The organism is Mucilaginibacter sp. P4_G9 (assembly GCF_056400985.1).
The window spans coordinates 1-5370 of the sequence record NZ_JBFUKF010000341.1; the positions used below are offsets into that span (position 1 = coordinate 1).

3 protein-coding genes and 1 pseudogene are annotated in these 5370 nt (G+C 42.5%); all 4 read right to left on the reverse strand.

Annotation, left to right across the window (positions count from 1 at the left end; translation table 11 throughout):
- Positions 1-270 (reverse strand): annotated as a pseudogene (locus AC1DPZ_RS21185) (hypothetical protein); the annotation flags it as partial.
- 28 nt (positions 271-298) lie between these two features.
- Positions 299-3637, reverse strand: coding sequence for a TonB-dependent receptor (locus AC1DPZ_RS21190; protein WP_477407163.1), 3339 nt, complete (start codon positions 3635-3637; stop codon positions 299-301).
- Between the two features lie 263 nt (positions 3638-3900).
- The gene (locus AC1DPZ_RS21195) at positions 3901-5031 is read right to left on the reverse strand and encodes a FecR family protein (protein ID WP_477407165.1); all 1131 of its coding nucleotides are present in this window, start codon (positions 5029-5031) and stop codon (positions 3901-3903) included.
- A gap of 68 nt (positions 5032-5099) precedes the next feature.
- Positions 5100-5370, reverse strand: a 271-nt coding sequence (locus AC1DPZ_RS21200; protein ID WP_477407167.1) for a sigma factor-like helix-turn-helix DNA-binding protein, incomplete at its 5' end; no start/stop codon positions are given.

Genomic DNA, 5370 nt, shown 5'->3' on the forward strand with positions numbered 1-5370 from the left:
GCTATTAACCGCCTGCCCCAAATCGGTGGCCGCCTGCCCCGTAGCAAATTCTGTCATTGTCCAGGCCGCACCACCAAAATCACCAGACATCGGATCGCGCAAGCTCGCATAAATAGCATTTACAGAAGTTCTGGCCTGTTCTGGTTTGGTAAAGTACGCTCCCACTGTAAAGTTGCTCGGATCTGTTTCGTTTAAAAATTTAGAACAGCCGAATAGCCCTGATATGCCAACTATTAATGCCAGCAAACTATATTTCTTTATTGTTTTCATTTTTCCTTGTTTAAAAAATTGGTATTAATTACAGTCCAACATTAAGGCCAAGCATAAATATTCTTGGCTTCGGGTAATCGTACAATGTTAAGCCCTGGTCAAATGGCGCGCTGGAGTTGGAAACTTCAGGGTCATAGCCCTTGAATTTGGTGGCTACAAAAAAGTTTTGCACAGATGCATAAACCCTTAACCTGTTTAGTTTTAACCGTGACGATACCAATGATGGAAGCGTGTAAGCAAGCAACAGGTTGCGCCCACGTATAAACGATCCGTCGGTTACCTTGTGGCTGTCATTATTAGTGGTATAATAGGCGTTAATGGGCCGTATTTGCGCAATAGGCGTATTTTGATTAGTTTCTGTCCAGGCGTTTAATACCGTTTTGTAGCTGTTGGCAATACCTTGCCTGTCTTCTGCCGAGTGGATGCTTCTGTCAAGCACATCATTGCCGTACATGTACTGCAGATCAACTGTTAACGCCCAGTTTTTGTATTGGAAGGTATTTAGGAAAGTTCCATAGCCGTCTGGGATGCCTTTTCCTATAATGGTTCTGTCAAGGTCATTTATAGTGCCGTCATTGTTTAAATCTTTATACTTTATGTCACCCGGCAACATACCGTATTTTTTTGCATCAGCCGCCTCGTTGCTACCCCATGTTCCAAGGCTTACTCTTCCATAAAAAGAACCTACAGGTTCGCCTACTCTTATAATTCCGTTACCGGAGAATATATCGCGACCACCGGCTAAGGCCAGCACTTTGTTTTTATTTACAGAAATATTGAATGTGGTACTCCAGGAGAAACTACTTGTTTTGATATTAATAGTATTCAAAGCCAATTCAAAACCCTTGTTTTCCATGCTGCCAACATTTGCAACAACACTTGAAAATCCGCTGCTGAGTGGCAAAGGCTGGTTCAGCAGCATATCATTTACCTTTCTGCGGTATACATCAAATTCAAAATTTAGCCTGTTGGCAAACAAACCAAGTTCTAAACCCATATCGGTTTGTGCCGTTTTTTCCCATTTTAAATTATCATTCGCCATACGGGCATTGCCTACCCCTGTTTGGCGGGTTCCGTCTAAAACTATCACATAGCCATCGGTGGTTAAACCGGCATTAGCGCTATACGGCGCAATTTCAGAATTACCTGTTAATCCATAACTTGCACGAAGTTTCAGGTTTGAAATAACAGGAATAGCTTTGATAAAGTCTTCTTCTATTACCCGCCAGGCGAGTGCTGCGGACGGGAAATAGGCATATTGATTGTTTTTCCCAAACTTTGACGAGCCATCCCTCCTTCCCGTGAAAGTAACAAGGTATTTATTTAATAATCCATAATTTAAACGGGCGAAATATGAGTTTAACCCGGAAGCCGTTGCGCCCGAAGATGGAGCTTGAGGACTGGCGCCTGCACCAAGGTTATTAAACTGAAAGTAAGGATCGAAAAAATTACTGGAAGCCGCATAGCTGTCAAAACGATCGTTATGCTGCCATGACAAACCCGCCACGGCGTTAATTGAATGTATCTTGGCAAACTGCTTGCTGTAAGTAAGGTAATTTTCAAATTGCCAGGAAGTGATCCGGCTGTTAGATACGCTGGCATCGCCCTTATCAGAAATATACTGTAATCCCGCGGCGGCCGAATATTGTTCGGATTGATTAATCAGGTTGGTGCCAATTGTTGATTTAAAGTCCAAACCTTCGGCAAAGTGAAGCGTGGCATACACATCGGCCAGCAAGGTTTGAGTTTTAAGAAAGTCATTCCTATCAGCGGCAAGCCTCAAAGGATTGTCGCCACCTTCCATACCCGGATAATCCCTGTTACTGGCCCAGGCCCCATTTGCATATTTTACAGGAATAATAGGCAATTCTTCCAAAACATCCCGCATCATTGTAATGCCGGCTCCATCAACCTGGTCTACCTGTTTATCGGTCTGATCGGTATAACCCAATGTTCCTCCAACTTTTGCCCAGGTTTTTATCTGGCTGTCAAACACAAAGCGTCCGGAGTATCTTTTTTGCCATGAACCACGCGCCAGCCCCTGTTGGTTACGATAGTTTAAATAAACACCAAGGCTGCGCTTTTCATCGCCATCGGTAAATGAAAGCTGTTGGTTTTGTGTAAATGCTTTTTGGAACGCTAATTTTTGCCAATCGGTATCATACCGCGGATTACCCTGTGCATCAAACAATAGCGGGTTAGTTCTCTTGGTTTTAGGGTCGGTATATTTGGTACCGGTAGCCCATCCAACAGGATCATATTTTGCCGCATTGGCATAGGCCAGGTCCTCTAAAGCTAAAAACTCCTTTGAGTTTAGTACAGGAAGCTCTTTAGGCAGTACGCCAATGCTGAAATCAGGGTCATACGATATCTTTCCACCACTGGTGCTTCCGCGTTTGGTTGTAACCATGATAACACCGTTTGCACCGCGGGCGCCATAAATAGCTGTAGACGAGGCGTCTTTTAATACTTCAACAGAGGCGATATCATTGGGATTGATATAATCAATTGGCGTACTTCCATTTCTGAGGTCTATATTACTCATAATAACACCATCTATTACATACAACGGATTGTTGGTTGTGAGCAACGAGCTTGAACCACGGATACGGATATTGGTTTTACCGCCGGGCCTGCCCGAATTGGAAGATACGTTTACCCCCGATATACGGCCAGCCAGGGCCTGGTTAAGGGATGAAGCCGGCCGCTCCTGCAGGGCTTCGCTTCGTACCGAGCCAACAGCACCTGTTAAATCCGTTTTTTTGGCAGTGCCATACCCCACAACAACTACCTCATTTAGTTTTGATTGTTCTGGCTGCAGGTGAACAGTCATCAGGCCGCCCTGCACAATGGTTAGTTCCTGCTTTGTATAGCCGATAAACGAAAAAACAAGAACGGCGTTTGCATCTGGAACATCAATGTTAAATTTCCCGTCTTTGTCTGTAATTACGGCGGCAGTACTGCCTTTTAATTTAACTGTAACACCAGGCAGCGGGGTGTTTTTTTCGTCATAAACCAAACCGCTTACCTTCAATGCAACCTGCTGTAAGTTTACCGATGGAATTTGGGCAGGCGTTTGCTGATCCTTTATAAAAATAGTGTTGTTAACTATTTCATAGCTTAAGTGCTGACCTTTCAAACAAGCCACTAAAGCGGCATCAAGAGATGCATCTTTAACCTGTATAGTGATGTTTTTATTACGAATAGCTTTTGATTCATAAAAGAACACATAGCCCGTTTGACTATTAATAACTTTCAGCACCTTTTTTAAAGGCGCATTGGTTTCATTAAGGTTAATTTTTTGACTAAAAACCTTAGCACTGCACTGCAAAAAAGCTAAAAGAATAATTAAGGTGGTCAGTTTCATAACCAATATTATTTTTTGGGGCGGCCGTAGTTTACCTAATGCCACAGAAAGAGCATTTAATTTCATACTTTTGATAAGTTTGAGTTAATGGATGATTACCGAATAAGATCATTTTCTTTTAAAGAGGTTAACTCAGATACACGTACCCTGATTGCCGTCGGGGTACGTTTCTGCTTTTAACCATTGGCCGGGTGGCCTTAAGACATTTATTTGCGTGTGTTTTTTCTCATAAAAAGGGGTTTAAGTGAATAATTGGATTATTATCATGGTATTATAACTATGGTTCTGTTCTCTAAGCGGTAATGTATTTTTTCGATACTTAAAATGTGCATCAGTTGTGAGGCATCGATGTTTTTATTCATTTGGCCGGAGAATTCCCTTTCCGGGATCTGCCCTTCATATTTTATTTCAACGTCATACCAGCGGGCAAGCTGCCGCATAATTGTTTTAATATTATCGTCTTTAAAATAAAAGAAACCATTTTTCCAGGCTATGGTTTCTTCTATGTCTACTTCCGAGACAAACAACTTGCCATTTTTTTGCTGAACCTGCTCTCCGGGTTTAATTTTGCTGCTTACTCCATTTGTAAGCACTTTAACACTTCCTTCCAGCAACGTGGTTTTGGTAGCTTGTTCGTCCGGATAGGCGTTAATATTGAAATGGGTACCCAAAACTTGTACCGTTTGCCCGTTTGATATCACCAGGAATGGCTTACGCTGATTATGCGCAACCTCAAAGTAAGCTTCTCCAGAAAGCTCTACTTCACGTTTCGTAGCAGCAAAGGTTACCGGATATTTTAAAGATGAGGCTGAGTTTAGCCAAACTTTGGTTCCATCACTTAAAACAAGCTGGTATTGGCCCCCTCTTGGAGTTAAAACCGTGTTAAATACATTTGCCGATGCAGCATTGCTCTTGCCGTGGCTGTAAGTTATCCGGCCGTCGGCGTTTTTATTAATAACAACCCCCTTTTCACTGGCAAGGGTGCCGATTTTTATACCACTAAGGTTTATGGAGTTGCCGTTTGATAAAATCAACGTAGCCCTGTTACCCCCGGGCGGCAAATGATTACCTTCCCGTTTTATAACAGAGGATAATACTTTATTAGGGAGCCTGTTTTCTTTCAGGAGTATTCCTCCGGCAAATACTACCGCCAGAACAGCGGCAGCAACGCTCATATACCGCCAATAATGAATTTTCCGTTCCGGCCCAATTTCAGCCATGATATGATCAAGTATCTTATGCTGATTAGCCTCCAATTCCAGGTTGCTGATTTCAGGATTAGCAGCCTTTTGGGTATAATTCAAATACCAGCTTTCAACCAAAGCTTTTTCTTCTTCGGATACATGACCATTACGGTACCTGTTCAATAAATCTGTTGCGTCTTTTTTAGACATAATTGGTAAGGGGCTATTTTCCCCGATTATGCTATATACACTTAGCAAGCGCGAAGGGAGTAGACGATTTAGAAAAAAAATAAAAAAAACTTACTTCCCATCTTCAATCTCAGGGTTTTAAGGGAGTTGTTAACCTGTTTCCTTACTGTTAGTATGCTCAGGCCAAGCTCGTCTGCAATTTCCTGATGCGAAAGATTAGCGTTCCTGCTCATTTGGAATATGAGTCGCATTTGTGCAGGAAGCCTGGCCACTTCTGCCTCAACTATAGAAATCAGCTGCTTCAAACGTATGGTTTCGTCTGCTTCAGGTTGATTGTTGTTATCCAGGTAATCCTGGAAC

Coding starts and splice junctions, on each gene's coding strand:
- AC1DPZ_RS21190 (WP_477407163.1), bottom strand. CDS start 3,637: ATGAAACTGACCACCTTAATTATTCTTTTAGCTTTTTTGCAGTGCAGT.
- AC1DPZ_RS21195 (WP_477407165.1), bottom strand. CDS start 5,031: ATGTCTAAAAAAGACGCAACAGATTTATTGAACAGGTACCGTAATGGT.